At 45.7% G+C, this 15,856-nt stretch carries 13 protein-coding genes; 12 read left to right on the top strand and 1 reads right to left on the bottom strand.

All coding sequences use genetic code 11. The features are described from left to right. The first annotated feature begins 162 nt into the window (after positions 1–162). From pnp to dut, 4 genes are all read left to right on the top strand, one after another. A complete protein-coding gene (pnp, locus tag NST25_RS18645; RefSeq protein ID WP_076127850.1) occupies positions 163–2,265 on the top strand; it encodes a polyribonucleotide nucleotidyltransferase in 2,103 nt (700 codons plus the stop codon). Positions 2,266–2,500: 235 nt separating this feature from the next. Continuing rightward, entirely contained in the window at positions 2,501–3,484 is a 984-nt protein-coding gene (locus tag NST25_RS18640; RefSeq protein ID WP_076182607.1) for a polysaccharide deacetylase family protein, read from the top strand. A 78-nt stretch (positions 3,485–3,562) separates the two neighbouring features. Continuing rightward, positions 3,563–4,831, top strand: coding sequence for a pitrilysin family protein (locus NST25_RS18635; protein WP_036688449.1), 1,269 nt, complete (start codon positions 3,563–3,565; stop codon positions 4,829–4,831). Beyond that, positions 4,806–5,252 (top strand): dUTP diphosphatase, encoded by a 447-nt coding sequence (dut, locus tag NST25_RS18630; protein ID WP_172628834.1) that lies wholly within the window; start codon positions 4,806–4,808, stop codon positions 5,250–5,252. The genes NST25_RS18635 and dut overlap by 26 nt, the downstream gene beginning before the upstream one ends. Before the next feature lie 351 nt (positions 5,253–5,603). Here the strand turns inward: dut and NST25_RS18625 are convergent, their stop codons facing one another. After that, complete coding sequence (locus NST25_RS18625; RefSeq protein WP_340392182.1) at positions 5,604–5,744, bottom strand: hypothetical protein; 141 nt, start codon at positions 5,742–5,744, stop codon at positions 5,604–5,606. An 80-nt stretch (positions 5,745–5,824) separates the two neighbouring features. On the opposite strand from NST25_RS18625, the gene dpsA reads away from it, so the two are divergent. The 8 genes from dpsA (at position 5,825) to NST25_RS18585 (ending at position 15,802) form a co-directional block, all read left to right on the top strand. Next, complete coding sequence (gene dpsA, locus NST25_RS18620) at positions 5,825–6,721, top strand: dipicolinate synthase subunit DpsA (protein ID WP_076182605.1); 897 nt, start codon at positions 5,825–5,827, stop codon at positions 6,719–6,721. 1 nt (position 6,722) lies between these two features. Continuing rightward, on the top strand, positions 6,723–7,319 hold the full coding sequence (locus NST25_RS18615) for a dipicolinate synthase subunit B (RefSeq protein ID WP_036688443.1): 597 nt from the start codon (positions 6,723–6,725) through the stop codon (positions 7,317–7,319). Positions 7,320–7,579: 260 nt separating this feature from the next. Further along, on the top strand, positions 7,580–8,803 hold the full coding sequence (gene dapG, locus NST25_RS18610) for an aspartate kinase (protein ID WP_036688442.1): 1,224 nt from the start codon (positions 7,580–7,582) through the stop codon (positions 8,801–8,803). Positions 8,804–8,819: 16 nt separating this feature from the next. After that, on the top strand, positions 8,820–9,695 hold the full coding sequence (gene dapA, locus NST25_RS18605) for a 4-hydroxy-tetrahydrodipicolinate synthase (RefSeq protein ID WP_076201735.1): 876 nt from the start codon (positions 8,820–8,822) through the stop codon (positions 9,693–9,695). A 510-nt stretch (positions 9,696–10,205) separates the two neighbouring features. Next, entirely contained in the window at positions 10,206–11,885 is a 1,680-nt protein-coding gene (locus NST25_RS18600) for a ribonuclease J (RefSeq protein ID WP_076127859.1), read from the top strand. A gap of 201 nt (positions 11,886–12,086) precedes the next feature. Further along, positions 12,087–12,854 carry an ATP-dependent Clp protease proteolytic subunit gene (locus tag NST25_RS18595; RefSeq protein ID WP_076136428.1) on the top strand — a complete coding sequence of 256 codons (768 nt, stop codon included), beginning with the start codon at positions 12,087–12,089 and terminating at the stop codon, positions 12,852–12,854. Further along, on the top strand, positions 12,851–13,063 hold the full coding sequence (locus NST25_RS18590) for a YlzJ-like family protein (RefSeq protein ID WP_076127863.1): 213 nt from the start codon (positions 12,851–12,853) through the stop codon (positions 13,061–13,063). The genes NST25_RS18595 and NST25_RS18590 overlap by 4 nt, the downstream gene beginning before the upstream one ends. A 78-nt stretch (positions 13,064–13,141) precedes the next feature. Beyond that, a complete protein-coding gene (locus NST25_RS18585) occupies positions 13,142–15,802 on the top strand; it encodes a DNA translocase FtsK (RefSeq protein ID WP_076301620.1) in 2,661 nt (886 codons plus the stop codon). Positions 15,803–15,856: the final 54 nt, after the last annotated feature.

The raw sequence follows: 15,856 nt of genomic DNA, 5'->3' as shown, positions 1-15,856 counted from the left end.
CAAAAACGGCGACTTTACTTTTCAGTAAGGCCCAGCCGTTTCTTCTTATATGCATACAGAATAGGCAGCCTCCCTTTGGGACAAGCCTTTCCAATTCATTTAGATCGATATGTGAACCTGCTATTTTAGACTGCGGGTCTACTACTATTCAAGGAGGTATTTATGGAAAAACGTGTAGAAATGCAGCTGGGTGGAAGACGCCTTGTGCTGGAAACGGGCCGCCTGGCTAAACAAGCAAACGCAGCCGTTATGGTGCGTTACGGGGATACTTCGGTATTATGTACCGTTACGGCTTCGAAAGAGCCTAAGGATCTGGATTTTTTCCCGCTTACAGTTAACTATGAGGAAAGATTATATGCGGTAGGTAAAATTCCTGGCGGATTTATTAAACGGGAAGGTAGACCGAGTGAGAAAGCGATTCTGTCCAGTCGTTTGACAGACCGTCCAATCAGACCACTATTCCCTGAAGGATTCCGTAACGATGTTCAGGTATTGAACATGGTAATGAGTGTGGATCAGGACTGCGCACCAGATATTGCTGCTATGATCGGTACTTCAGCTGCACTTAGTATTTCCGATGTGCCTTTTGATGGACCCATCGGCGGCGTTGCTGTAGGTCGGATTAATGGAGAGTTTGTGATCAATCCGGATATGTCTCAGCAAGCAATCAGTGATGTTTATGTGGTGGTTGCTGGAACGAAGGATGCAATCATGATGGTTGAAGCAGAAGCGAACGAAGTGACGGAAGATGTGATGCTCGAAGCGATTATGTTCGGTCATGATGAAATCCGCAAGATCGTTGCAACCATTGAAGAACTGGTTAAAGTGGCTGGTAAAGAAAAAATGGCTGTGAAGCTGCATACAGTGAATGCTGACGTGAATACTGAGGTCCGTGCATTTGCTGAGGCTCGTCTGGTGGAAGCCGTTAAAATAGCTGAAAAACATGCGCGTCAGGAAGCGATTGATGTCGTTAATGATGAAGCGGTTGCGTATTTCGTAGAGAAGTACATAGAAGCACCGGAGCTTCTGAAAGATGTTAAAGAAGTCCTACATGATATCGTGAAGGATGAAGTAAGACGTCTAATCACACATGATAAGGTTCGTCCAGATGGACGTAAACTTGATGAAATCCGTCCGATTGAATGTGATACAAGTCTGTTACCGCGTACACACGGTTCCGGTCTGTTTACACGTGGACAAACACAAATCCTTAGCGTTTGTACTCTTGGGGCACTAGGTGATGTGCAAATTCTTGACGGAATCGATCCTACTGAAACGAAACGTTTCATGCACCATTACAACTTCCCGCCGTTCAGCGTAGGGGAAGCTCGTCCGCTTAGAGCACCAGGACGCCGTGAAATCGGTCATGGAGCACTTGGAGAACGTGCATTATCCAAGGTTATTCCTAGTGAAACTGAATTCCCGTACACGATTCGTCTAGTATCAGAAGCGATTGAATCTAACGGTTCTACTTCCCAGGCAAGTATCTGTGCCAGCATTCTGGCTATGATGGACGCTGGTGTGCCAATCAAAGCACCTGTAGCCGGCGTAGCAATGGGTCTGATCAAAGACGGAGAGCATGTCTCCATCCTGACGGATATTCAAGGTATGGAAGATCATCTCGGAGATATGGACTTCAAGGTAGCTGGTACAGCAGAAGGTGTTACAGCTATTCAAATGGACATTAAGATTGCCGGTATCGACCGCAAAATTCTTCAGGATGCACTTCAGCAGGCTAAAGAAGGCCGTCTGTTCATCTTGGACAAAATGAATGAAGCGATCTCTGCGCCAAGACCTAATCTGTCCAAATATGCTCCAAAAATCATTATTATCAACATCAATCCGGACAAAATCCGTGATGTTATCGGTGCTGGTGGTAAGATTATCAATAAAATTATTGAAGAAACCGGCGTAAAAATCGACATCGAACAAGATGGCCGTGTCTTTATCGGTTCTTCAGATGAAGAAATGATCCAAAAGGCGCGTTCGATTATCGAAGGACTTGTGCGTGAAGTACAAGTTGGAGAAATCTATGTGGGTACAGTTAGACGTATTGAGAAATTTGGAGCATTTGTTGAACTAATTCCGGGTAAAGACGGATTGGTACACATTTCCCAATTGTCTACTGAGCGCGTAGCTAAGGTTGAAGATGTTGTAGCTGTCGGGGATACAATTACCGTTAAAGTTACCGAAATCGACCAACAAGGCCGGGTTAACCTGTCGCGTAAAGCGGTATTGACTTCGGAAACTGGAGCTAAAGCTTAAGTTTCGATTGTAGAGGTACCTTTTCTAAAGTACCTAATAGCATAATAAAAGGAGACAGAAGCGATTGCGTTCTGGCTCTTTTTTTATATGAAATAAAGTAAAGTGCATCACTATCACGCCTCTGGCCTCTGTTCTTATGACATAAATTCCTCTCTTGTCTCATAGATTGGGACAAAGTGTCTTTGTATTCGTGTGGAACGGACTACAAGTCGTTTCTACCGGGGAGGAAGTCGTCATGAAGACGGAAAAAGTGGCTTTAGTGGTTGCTTGTATTGCGATCGTGATAGGAATTGGCAGCACTCAGGGACCGGTAAAGGACATGCTTGCGCAATTGAAGCCGCAGGATGACCTAGCTGTGTGGAAGGATATTTCTAAGGCGGAGAACAATGATCTTCGGGCACGGATTGAGACCGCCGCAGCCAAGCTTAATGCCCCTCCAGTGAATGCTGTGGTTGATCGGGTATGGAAGGCGATTCCGGGTTATAACGGGCTTGAAATTGATGTAGAGAGTACATATCGGAATGCTCTTTTGGCACCAAAAGAACCTATAAAATTTGTGTATCGGCAGATCGAACCACAGATATCCCTGAATCAACTGGGAGCTGAACCCATATATCGTGGGAATCCGGCTAAGCCGATGGTATCGCTGATGATTAATGTGGCGTGGGGAAATGAGTACATTGTGCCAATGTTGGATGTTTTGGATGAAGAGAACGTTAAAGTTACGTTTTTTCTGGATGGGAGCTGGCTGAGTAAAAACCCGGAACTGGCTAAAGAAATGCTAAAACGCGGTCATGAGATGGAGAATCACGCTTATACCCACCCTAATATGAGTACTTTAAGTCGTGCACGAGCTACTGTAGAAATTGAGAAGACACAAAAGCTGTTAAAGGAATCGCTTGGAGTCACTAATAAATGGTTCGCTCCCCCTTCTGGTGATTTCGATCAGGAGACCGTAGAAATTGCAGGCAGTTTAGGGCTCAAAACCGTACTTTGGACCGTGGATACCGTAGATTGGCGTAATCCGTCTCCTGAATCTGTGGTTGCCAAAATCACAAGCAAAGCGGAACCGGGCACTCTAGTCCTAATGCATCCCACAGCCGCATCCTCCAAAGCTCTGAAGGCCATGATACGTGGAATCAAAGCAAAAGGGTTACAGCTAGGCACAGTTAGTCAAACACTCTCAGCAGAGCGGCTAATCCCCTCTAATGTTGAGTGAGAGATGTATTTCTGGTAGGATTATAGGCACGTGTAATTAAATTAGATAGAACATGGCTATTAGCCAGGAGGACTTGAAGTGGAAAAAATAGTGTTATCCAATGGTTTACGAGTGGTAATGGAGAAAATCCCGACCGGCCGGTCCGTTTCTTTCGGAATCTGGGTAAAGACAGGCTCTCGGAATGAACATCCTGGAAACAACGGGATATCCCATTTTGTAGAACATATGCTTTTTAAAGGTACGGATCGGTACAGTGCCAAGGATATTGCTGAGCAGTTTGACGCCATCGGCGGCAATGTAAATGCGTTTACCTCAAAAGAATATACATGTTATTATGCTAAAGTATTGGATGAGCATCTGCCCATCGCTGTAGATGTGTTAGCGGATATGTTCTTCCGTTCACGGATGGATGCTGAAGAGCTGGAGAAAGAAAAGAATGTCATCCTTGAGGAAATTTCCATGTGCGAGGACACGCCGGATGATCTTGTGCATGATTTGATGTGTGCTGCTGCCTACAAGGACCATCCGCTTGCGTATTCCATCCTTGGCTTGAAGGAACGGCTAATGGAGATGAAGCCGGATGATCTTCGGGCGTATATGAAGGAACAATACACGATTGAGAATACGGTTATAAGCGTTGCCGGCAACATCAGTGATGGATTGATTGAACTGCTGGAACAGCATTTTGGTTCTTTTGATAATCATGGTACAAGTGCGCCGCTGACTCCACCAGATTACTATGGAGAGCTCTTATTTCACCGCAAGAAAACAGAGCAGAATCACATCTGTCTTTCCTTACCAGGTGTCCGTTCTGGCGATCCCCTGCAGTATGCTATGGTGCTGATTAATAATGCCGTAGGCGGAGGGATGAGCTCCCGCATGTTCCAGGAAATTCGTGAAAAGCGCGGATTAGCTTATTCGGTGTATTCCTATCACAGCTCCCAGGCAGATTCTGGTCTGTTTACGGTCTATGCTGGAACAGCGCCCAAGCAAACAAAGGATGTCATGGAGTTAATCAAGGAAATGATGTACGAACTTGCTACCAACGGCCTCAGTGAAGATGAGCTGAGAAAAGGTAAGGAGCAGCTTAAAGGCAGCCTCATTCTTAGTCTCGAAAGCACTAGCAGCCGAATGAACCGTATCGGAAAAAATGAACTTATGCTCGGAAGACATAATACATTGGACGATATGATCGCCAAAATTCAGCTAGTGACGATGGACAATATCAACAGTGTGCTGGACCATATGTTCGCGGAGCCGCTTTCTTTAGCGATGGTAGGCTCATCAGATAAAGCTATTGCAAATGTTAGGAGAGATGATCTTGTCTTATTACGTACAAATCAATAAACTTGCTGGAAACGAGGATGTAAATCTTCCTTGTAAAATGTCGGAGCAAGCTTCCGGTTATGATCTTTATGCTGCCGTTGCGGGTGAAATTGTACTTGCACCAGGAGAGCGGGCATTAATTCCAACAGGGATTTCACTGGCTATGCCAGAGGGGCTTGAAGCGCAGATCCGTCCGCGTAGTGGACTGGCCTTGAAGCACGGGATTACCTGCTTGAATACACCTGGAACTATAGACGCTGATTACCGCGGAGAGATCAAAGTGCTCTTGATCAATCTGGGGCAGGAGCCTTTTGCTATCGCTCGCAATGAGCGGATTGCCCAAATGGTATTTCAAGCCGTTCCAGTGGTTAATTTGGTGGAAGTGGAAGAGTTGTCCGAAACACAACGCGGAGCCGGAGGCTTTGGCCATACTGGCAAGTAAGATTGTTGTTACAATTCATTTAAAAAGCTTACGAATTCATGCCCAAGGCATGATTCGTGAGCTTTTTTTGATATGCAGAGTTAATTATCCAAAACTTTAATTTCTTCGATTGTTATGCAACTAACTCCGATTCCCCCATCGAATAAACTCAGCATTTTCATTGGCGCTCTGCCACTACTCTAACCCTACCGTCAAAGTAAAGACGAAGCCCCTATCGGACCCCAGTGCTCTTATTTATAACAATTCTGCTTAATTCGGCTGTTTTCGGACCCTAGTGTCACTATTTGATCAATAACACCTGTTAACGAACCTATTTACATCGAATAAGAGCTCTCCAGTCCGAAACTCCTCCTAAAAGGCAAAAAATACACAAATAGTTGCATCTCGGTCCGTAACCCGTAACCCGTAACCCGTAACCCGTAACCCGTAACCCGTAACCCGTAACCCGTAACCCATTAGTTCATCATCAGCCTTGCGTGCCGGGGATTTCATTTCCGCTCTTCACCCATTAACTATGCCCAGCATAAGATGCTTTATAGTCGATAGTGTATGTTGAAAGGAGCGTCATCCCTATGCTTACTGGCGTCAGGATCGTGTTCCTGGGCGGGGACGCGAGACAGCTTGAAGTGATTCGGAAATGTGTGGAATTGGATGCGACGGTAAGCGCTGCCGGGTTCGATAAGTGGGAGGCCCCTAGCCCAGGGGTGAGCCTGGAACAATTGACGGTAGAGCTGCTGAGTAATGCAGATGTATTAGTGTTGCCTACGGTAGGCTGTGATGATGAAGGAAATATTAGTGCTCTATTTTCTTCTGAGCGTTTAACGATTCTGGAGGAGCATTTCACTGCGCTGCCATCCGATTGTTTAGTGTATACCGGTATGGCTAAAAGTTACTTGCGCGGGATGTGTACCAAGCACTCACTGAAGTTAATCGAACTGCTTAATCGTGATGATGTGGCTATTTACAACTCTATCCCGACAGCGGAGGGAGCGCTGGTAATGGCCATTCAGAACACGGATTTTACAATTCACAGCTCGAAGTCAATGGTGCTGGGTTTAGGTAGAACTGGATTTACAATGGCTCGAAGTCTACAGGGACTGGGGGCCAGTGTAAAGGTTGGTGTCAGAAAACAAGAACATTATGCACGTGCTGAGGAAATGGGCTGGAAGCCTTTTATGACCAATGAGCTGCTGCTTCACGTACCGGATGTGGATCTTATATTTAACACGATACCAAGTATGATCATCACCGCGCAGGTGCTCTCGCGGCTTGCGCCGCATTGCGTAATTATTGATCTGGCATCTGCACCAGGCGGCTGTGACTTTCGTTATGCTGAGAAACGTGGGATTAAGGCGATGCTGGCTCCAGGACTCCCTGGCATTGTAGCTCCAAAAAGCGCTGGGATTATTATGGCAAATGCGCTGGTACAGTCGATTTCGGACGAGGCTTTAATCAAGGGGGACGAATAAAATGGATTGGCACGGAAAAACAGTAGGGTATGCGATCACTGGATCTCATTGCACTTTTGCTGAGGTAATGCCACAAATTCAGCGCTTCGTAGACGGGGGAGCAAACGTAGTACCTATAGTTTCTGCCTCTGTACTAGGAACAGACACCCGCTTTGGGACATCGCAAAATTGGTTAAAACAGTTGAAAGATATAACAGGGAATGATATCATTTCTACAATTGTTGAAGCGGAGCCGCTGGGTCCTTCCAAGCTGCTGGATGTGCTGACAATAGCACCTTGCACAGGAAATACAACGAGTAAACTGGCTAATGCCATGACGGATAGTCCCGTGCTAATGGCAGCTAAATCACAGATGCGCAACGGACGTCCACTAGTTCTAGCGATATCTACAAATGATGGATTGGGCCTAAATGCCGCAAATATTGCTAAGCTTCTGGTGGCTAAACATATTTATTTTGTACCATTCGGTCAAGATAACCCTGAGGGTAAACCTAACTCGCTCGTGGCACGCATGGATCTTATCCCGGAAGCTTGCTATGCCGCTTTGCAAGGTAAACAACTACAGCCGATGATCATCGAACGGTTTCATTCAGCATAGAAAATTGACAGAGCTCGGCTGATTTTGTTGTGGACAATAAAAGGGGAGATGCACCAAATGAGCAATGAGAAGTGCCAAGATAACGTAGTGGAACCAGCTAAGTTCATTGCTATCAAAAAAATATAAGCAGTATTGCTACCGTCCTCAGGTTCGAGGGCGGTACAGCCATTTAACAACTTACTTAACGAATAAGCTCACGTACCGTAATCTTTTCACGAATGATTAGTGTGTTTGCTTTGATAATAATGGGGGAATTATACATGGGTATTCTGGTACAAAAATTCGGAGGAACATCGCTATCCACACCGCAAGCTAGAGAACACGTAATCCGCAATGTCAAAAGGGAGCTGGCTAGTGGCTATAGCCTTGTAATTGTTGTATCGGCTATGGGCCGTCGTGGAGAGCCTTACGCAACTGACACTTTGCTGGATTGGGCCGTGCAGAACGGAGATGCACTTCCAGACCGGGAAAAAGATCTCTTGATGTGCTGTGGTGAAATTATTTCAGCTACTACTCTATGTGGGCTACTGGAGAATGAAGGCATCGCTTCTACAGTATTAACGGGAGCTCAGGCAGGATTTCTGACAGACAGCAACTACGGTAATGCCAGAATTCTGGATGTACGTCCGGAACGCATTCTCCGTGAGCTGCGTGAGGATAAGGTGGTTATTGTTACCGGGTTCCAGGGCCAGACTGAAGCGGGTGATTTGACAACTTTAGGCCGTGGCGGCAGTGATACCTCTGCTACAGCACTGGGTGCTGCTCTTCATGCTGATATGGTGGATATTTATACGGATGTTAACGGGATTCTTACAGCAGATCCACGGATCGTTGAAGATGCTAAGCCATTAACTTACGTTAGTTATACTGAAATTTGCAATATGGCTCATCAGGGAGCAAAAGTCATTCATCCACGTGCGGTTGAGATTGCTATGCAGGCACAGATCCCAGTTCGTGTTCGTTCAACCTTTTCAGAAGCTGAAGGTACGTTGGTTACGAATCCAGAAGGATTTAACGATATCCAAGCAGGGGGAATTGTGGATCGATTCGTTACAGGGATTGCTTATGTCAGCAATGTTACACAGATTTCTGTGGAATGCCCGGACGGTAACGGAACCGGAGTGCAACTGCAAATCTTTAAGAGTATGGCAGATAACGGGATAAGCGTTGATTTTATTAATGTAACACCTACGGAAGCTCTTTATACGGTTTTTGATGACAAATCAGAGAAGGCTATTTCTGCTCTACAGCAGCTGGGTTTGCGACCTAAGAGTTTGTCGGGTTGTGCCAAAGTTTCTGTTATCGGGGGCGGAATTAATGGTGTGCCTGGTATTATGGCGCGCATTGTTGAGGCGCTTAGCTCGCAAAACATTCAAATTCTACAATCCGCGGATTCGAATACAACGATATGGGTGCTTGTGAAAAAAGAAGATATGGTGCAGTCCCTGCGTTCGCTGCATGCTATGTTTGAATTGCACCGCTGACAAGGAGGAATTCAAAGTGGATTTCGGAAGATTAATAACAGCCATGGTAACCCCTTTTGATGGGGATGGAGAAATCAACTGGGATGTAACTTCACAGCTTGTCGATTATTTAATTGAGGTACAGAAATCAGAGGCTTTGGTTGTCTGCGGAACGACAGGGGAATCGCCTACGTTAAGCGATGAGGAAAAGCTGCAGCTGTTTTCTTTTGTGCTGGAAAAGGCGAATGGACGTTGTAAAGTTATTGCTGGAACTGGCAGCAATAACACGAAACATTCCATTCATCTGACGAAGGAAGCGGAGAAAATAGGCGTAGATGGAGTGCTTTTGGTCGTTCCTTATTATAATAAACCGAATCAGGAAGGTCTTTATCAGCATTTTTCCACGATTGCTTCAGAGACTTCATTACCAGTGATTCTATATAATGTTCCAGGTCGAACAGGTGTAAGTATGAGCGTGGCCACTACCCTGCGACTTGCTGAGATTCCGAACATCGTTGCTACGAAAGAATGCGCGTCTGTAGATCAGGTAACACTTATTGCCTCTGCTTGTTCAGATGATTTCCGTGTATATACGGGTGATGATGCCTCAGGTCTTGCCAGTCTGGCTGTCGGTGGATACGGAATTATAAGTGTATCTAGCCATGTGGTTGGTGCGCAGATGTCAGAAATGATTTACGCTTATACCTCCGGCAATGTTCAGCTTGCTGGAGAGATTCATCGCCAGCTGTTCCCGATTTTTAAAGGAATGTTTGAATGCCCACAACCGCTGCCCAATCCTTCAGCTGTAAAATATGCTTTAGGACTCAAGGGGATCCCTGTGGGCGGAGTCAGATTGCCGCTTATTTCGCCAACGGAAGCGGAAGCGGCTTTTATTGAAGCACTTTTTCACTAAGAATTAATCATTGCTGATGTACGTTCTAAACCGGCTACTCTATTGAGGGAGCCGGTTTTTGCATTTATATTTTTTTTCTGAAATATTGAGGCGAATTTAAGGAAAGAATTTGGATACGAGGCGGATGACTTGTCTTTTGCCAAAAAAATCATGTATAATGATCTTAAGTGACTGGGTGCGGTTAAAATTAAATATGCGGTAATCTTCCGTCAATGTAATACATTGTGAGACAGGATAGGTCCCAAGATGAGTCTGTTTAAATAAATGACATGTCTTCGCGCGAGGGGCGCGACGGTGAATTTTGACGGCGTTTGTCCGCTTCAATATGAACTTTACTGCCCGGAATCGGGAGCTTTCGCATTGCGCATTTTACAGATTTCAGGAATTTCCTCGTCGATTGGAAGTTATTGGCTGTTTGAAAGAAATGTGTTCAGCGCCGCTGAAATAATCGAAGTTCGATATTTACCAATAAAAGTATGACGTCCAACATCATAGGAGGGTTAGATTCATTTGTCCAAAAAAAACAACAACGATAAATTGACGATTTTCGCATTGGGCGGAGTCGGAGAAATCGGGAAAAACATGTATGTTATTCAATACGGAGCTGACATTGTAGTCGTGGATTCGGGACTCAAGTTTCCGGAAGAGGATATGCTCGGTATTGACATCGTAATTCCTGATATCTCGTATTTGACAGAGAACCGTGACAAGGTAAGAGGTATTGTGCTTACTCACGGACACGAGGATCACATCGGTGGTCTACCTTATGTCCTGAAGAATTTGAATGTTCCAGTCTATGGAACAAGATTGACTTTAGGTCTTGTAGAGAACAAATTGAAGGAAGCGAACCTGCTGGGTGACACCAAACGGATTCTGATCAACGAAGATTCAGAAATTCAATTGGGGAACTCACTTAAGGTAACTTTCTTTAGAACCAACCACAGTATTCCTGATTCCGTGGGTGTATGCATTGAGACTCCGGAAGGAAATGTTGTTCATACGGGCGATTTCAAATTTGACCACACCCCAGTCAACGGTCAATTTGCAAATCTGCATCGGATGGCAGAGATTGGCCAAAAGGGCGTACTTGCTCTTTTGTCGGATAGTACGAATGCTGAGAAACCAGGCTTTACCCCATCTGAGAAGAATGTCGGTATTGTGCTGGAAGATATTTTCCGCAAGGCTGAGCAACGTGTCGTTGTAGCAACTTTTGCTTCCAATGTGCACCGTATTCAACAAGTGGTTAATGCAGCAGAATCTACGGGTCGTAAGATTACAGTAATTGGCCGTAGTATGGTCAACGTTGTATCCATCGCTTCAGAGCTTGGATATTTGAACGTACCTGACGGAATGCTGATCGAACCGGAAGAAATGAATAGAATGGCAGCAAATCGTGTAGTTGTTCTTTGCACAGGCAGCCAAGGCGAGCCAATGTCTGCATTGACACGTATGGCACGTTCTAGTCATCGCAAAGTAGATATCCTGCCAGGCGATACCGTTATTATTGCGGCAACACCTGTGCCAGGTAATGAGAAGTATGTAGGCCGTACTATCGATGAATTGTTCCGTCTTGGTGCTAATGTGATTTACAGCGGTTCCAACTCCGGCGTTCACGTATCCGGTCACGGTAGTCAAGAAGAACTTAAGCTTATGCTTAACCTGATGAAACCGAAATTCTTCATTCCGATCCACGGTGAATACCGTATGCAGCGCAAACATGCTTTGCTGGCAGAATCGGTTGGCGTAGAGCCACAGAACATTTTTATCACTGAAATCGGTGAAATTGTTGAAATCCAGGGCGGTGCCGCTCGTAAGGCTGGTAAAGTAACAGCTGGTAACGTATTGATTGACGGACTAGGTGTAGGCGATGTTGGTAACATTGTATTGCGTGACCGTAAGTTGCTGTCTCAAGATGGTATCTTGGTTGTCGTGGTTACACTTAGTAAGCAGAATGGTGCAATTGTTTCTGGACCTGACATCATTTCACGTGGTTTCGTTTATGTTCGGGAGTCCGAAGGGCTGCTCGACGAGGCTAACCGAATTGTATCCAGTACATTGCAACGCCTGATGAGTGAAAAAGTAAATGAGTGGGCTTCCCTTAAAACAAGCGTAAAAGATTCGCTGGGCCGTTTCTTATATGAACAAACGCGCCGCAGACCGATGATTTTGCCAATTATCATGGAAGTGTAAGGAGAGTTTCTCCTTCAATGAATATAGCTAGGGCTGAGCCCCTTTTCCCCGGAAATATTGGACGGTTTCCACGGGAGAAGGGGTTTTTGTATGTTCATAAGCTGAAAATTGCATAATGCAGCACCCTGAAACGTCATACTAAGGATTGTTAGTAAGGCAACAGCAGACTAGAGCTGCATATAACAAGGGAGAGCTGCGAAGATGAACTACATCGAAGGATCAAATGGAGCAAAAAATGAGGAAGTTGTCCCAGGAGAAACTAATCCGAATCCTAATGAAAATATGCCGCCTACTACAATGGGAGCGATTAAGGAGCTTGGACAAACAGTAGTCCCAAGTGGAGAGCCTGATATTTTTTGCTTAACGATTATTGGTCAGATTGAAGGACATATTGTTATGCCTCCACAGAACAAAACAACAAAGTATGAGCATATCATTCCGCAGCTGGTGGCAGCTGAACAGAATAAAAACATCAAAGGCCTGCTTATCATTTTAAATACGGTAGGTGGAGATGTAGAAGCGGGATTAGCAATTGCGGAAATGATTGCATCCCTCTCCAAGCCAACGGTAACCGTAGTCATTGGAGGCGGGCACAGCATCGGGGTGCCGATTGCAGTTTCCTCCACTTATTCGATTATTGCTGAAAGTGCAACGATGACGATTCATCCGATTCGAATGAATGGTTTAGTGATCGGAGTGCCGCAAACTTTCGAGTATATGGAGAAAATGCAGGAACGTGTCGTTAAATTTGTGACTTCCCATTCGCGCATTTCTGAAGAACAGTTCCGTGATCTCATGTTTAAGACAGGTGAGCTCAATCGTGATATCGGGACGGCTGTGGGGGGCTTGGATGCCGTTAAATATGGTCTGATGGATGAGGTCGGCGGGATCGGAGCGGCACTTGCGCATCTTAACCGAATGATCGGCGGGGATTTCTCAGCATCGACTCCAGGAGGGATTACGCAATGACACTGTACACAGTAGTTGCAATGGAACAGGTGTGGGAGGGGGCATTTAACAATTATGCCGCAACCCGAGAAGTTAGTGTGCAGGGCATGCTGATGCAGGTTGAACCGATGGAGGAAGGACGTGCGCGGATTGTGAGATTATTGGATTGTCCGCTGAACCGTTATCTAGATCCGGCGTTCTCTCCAGGTTCGATAATTACATTAACATAAAGATTCATTTTCTGACAAAAGAGAACATAGGTACGCCACGCCATTATATGGTATAATGTTGTTCCGGGGGTGGCTGGCGTGGCTAAACGAAAAAAGAAGAAGAAAAAAGCGCTGCTCGGCAGCGTTTTAAAATATGAAATATATGGAATTTTATTAATAACTATTTCCGTCATTGCACTGTCTGGTGAAGCAGCCGTAGGGCGCTCACTTTCAAGTATGGCGGGTTACTTATTAGGGAGATTTTATTTTGTGTTGCCGCTTATCGGCATTTTTTATGGACTTATGGTGATGATCCATCGAAGATGGCCTTCCTCGTGGAACAGCAGGCATACTGGCGTGCTTCTGCTTCTATTGTCTATGTGCCTTATGAGCACAATATCTGCAATGGAGCAGAAGCTTGGCCCGTTGTCTTTGTTACATCCTGGCAATGTAATGACACAAATACATAATGATCTTTCGGGATCACTTTCACCTGGCTCGAACGAAAGCAATGTCTATATGCTGGGTAAGGATATAAGCGGAGGGTACATTGGCGGGTTGGAGTATGCAGCGCTGTTATGGCTTTTTGGTAGTCTGGGCGCTAAGCTGCTTATGATCGTCATGCTGGCGATCAGCTTTATGCTAATTACCAACTTGTCCTATGTGGAGATTTTTACGCTTTTGCGAGTGCGCTTGGTTAAGTTTGTGGAGGGGATTCGTCTCCATGCTGCAAACCGTCCTAAGGCGGTTCCCGTAGCGGCCAGACCTTCTAGAGCCGCTGCTCCAGCTAAAGCTCGGCAGGTGAAGCAGCCTGTCTATGATGACGAGGAGGAAGAAGACGAAGACGATCGGTATTTGCCTAATCGCAAACAACCTGTCCTTTTGAAAAAAATATCTGGCTGGTTCTCAGGCTCCACGCGTTCACAGGTGGAAGCAGATTCTGAGGATGACGATCAGGGTCCAATTGTGACAAGTGCTTCAACCGGTCCGATTATTTCGGGATTAACTCCAGATAGTCATGTAATTCCATTAGACGATATCGATCATGATTTTGATGATGCGGATCTGGATATTGAACCTGTGACGCCTATTATTCGTGACTTCTTTGAACATATCCGTTCAGAAGGGTTAAACGAAGAAGACCGGGAAGAGTGGAGTGAATTCTCACCCGCAGCTCGTGGTGAAGCAGCTAAACCTGCTGTAGCCGGACCTAATGCCGTTAAGCAGCAGCCTACGGATGAGTCTGAGGAGAATGTAAGCATAGACTTGGAAGGCCTGCTAGGTGCTTCTCCAGATGGAGAGATTATTCCTGCTCCTCCAGCACCACCGCCACCGAAGCCATATAAGCTGCCATCGTTCCGTCTTCTAGCCAAACCTAACAATGGTGGCAAAGCTGGAGATCAGAATGATTATATGCAGACTGCCCGTAAGTTAGAAGCAACACTTGAAAGCTTTGGGGTACGGGCTAAGGTGCTGGAGGTAGTAAGAGGCCCAGCGGTTACGAGGTATGAGATACAACCGGATATTGGGGTTAAGGTTAGCCGTATTGTAAATCTGACGGATGACATTGCCCTTGCACTTGCGGCCAAAGACATTCGGATGGAAGCGCCGATTCCGGGTAAATCTGCAATAGGAATAGAAGTTCCGAACTCTGAGGTGTCTATTGTTACCATGCGCGAAGTTATGGAAACACAGATTTTTCAGGAGGCTGAATCCAGATTATCGATTGCTTTTGGCCGTGATATTTCCGGCCAGACCATTATTGGAAATCTGGCTAAGATGCCCCATTTATTGGTGGCCGGTGCAACTGGCTCCGGTAAATCTGTCTGCATCAACGGGATTATAACAAGCATCTTATACAAAGCTAAACCTGATGAAGTTAAATTCCTCATGGTCGATCCTAAGATGGTAGAGCTGAATGTGTACAATGGAATTCCCCATCTTTTGGCTCCGGTTGTCACAGATCCAAAGCGGGCTAGCCTAGCTTTGAAGAAGATTGTTGTGGAAATGGAGAAGCGTTATGAGCTATTCTCCAAATCGGGAACACGGAATATGGAAGGTTATAATAAGCTAATGGCTGAGAATCCAGCGGCAATTCTCCCGTATATCGTTGTTATTGTGGACGAGCTTGCGGATTTGATGATGGTTGCAGCCAATGATGTCGAGGATGCAATTTGCCGACTTGCACAAATGGCGCGGGCGGCTGGAATTCATTTAATTATCGCTACACAACGTCCTTCAGTAGATGTCATCACAGGTTTAATTAAAGCTAATATTCCATCCCGGATCGCTTTTGGCGTATCGTCCAATGTGGATTCACGTACCATTTTGGATATGCCCGGTGCAGAGAAGTTGTTAGGCCGAGGTGATATGTTGTTCTTGCCAATGGGCGCATCTAAACCTATTCGTGTACAGGGAGCTTTTATGAGCGACCAAGAAGTAGAGACTATTGTTCAATATGTCAGCAGTCAAGGTGAAGCCGAATACGATGAGTCCATCGTTCCTGAAGTGGATGATACGATCACAGAGGATCAGGAGCCGCAGGATGAATTATACGAGCAGGCCGTACAAATTGTGCTGGAGGCTAAACAGGCTTCAGTGTCGCTGCTACAGCGTCGTATGCGTGTCGGTTATACCCGTGCAGCCCGGTTGATTGACTCTATGGAGGCTCGTGGAGTCATCGGTCCTTACGAGGGCAGCAAGCCGCGTGAGGTGCTGGTGTCACTTGAGCAATATCAGCATAACAAGATCAGCTCCTAAGCTGGACAAGCCCGTCGAAATCTTCAATAGACAGTAAAAGAGATGGCCACTTTA

The sequence above is a fragment of the Paenibacillus sp. FSL E2-0190 genome (assembly GCF_037992965.1).
GTDB lineage: Bacteria > Bacillota > Bacilli > Paenibacillales > Paenibacillaceae > Paenibacillus_AQ > Paenibacillus_AQ odorifer.
The sequence above is the reverse complement of the archived record's forward strand: the minus strand, read 5'-3'. Positions and strand labels throughout refer to the sequence as shown.